Annotated in this window: 1 rRNA gene; it reads left to right on the plus strand. The window is 49.4% G+C overall.

The window, feature by feature from the left end:
- Positions 1–245: ribosomal RNA gene (locus RG959_RS24745) — 16S ribosomal RNA — on the plus strand; the annotation flags it as partial.

The following is a 245-nucleotide window of genomic DNA, read 5'->3' on the forward strand; positions in this document are numbered from 1 at the left end:
GATTTATTGGGCGTAAAGCGAGCGCAGGCGGTTTGATAAGTCTGAAGTAAAAGGCTGTGGCTTAACCATAGTATGCTTTGGAAACTGTCAAACTTGAGTGCAGAAGGGGAGAGTGGAATTCCATGTGTAGCGGTGAAATGCGTAGATATATGGAGGAACACCGGTGGCGAAAGCGGCTCTCTGGTCTGTAACTGACGCTGAGGCTCGAAAGCGTGGGGAGCAAACAGGATTAGATACCCTGGTAG

Source organism: Domibacillus sp. 8LH (assembly GCF_038806185.1).
Taxonomy (GTDB): Bacteria; Bacillota; Bacilli; order Bacillales; family Domibacillaceae; genus Domibacillus; species Domibacillus indicus_A.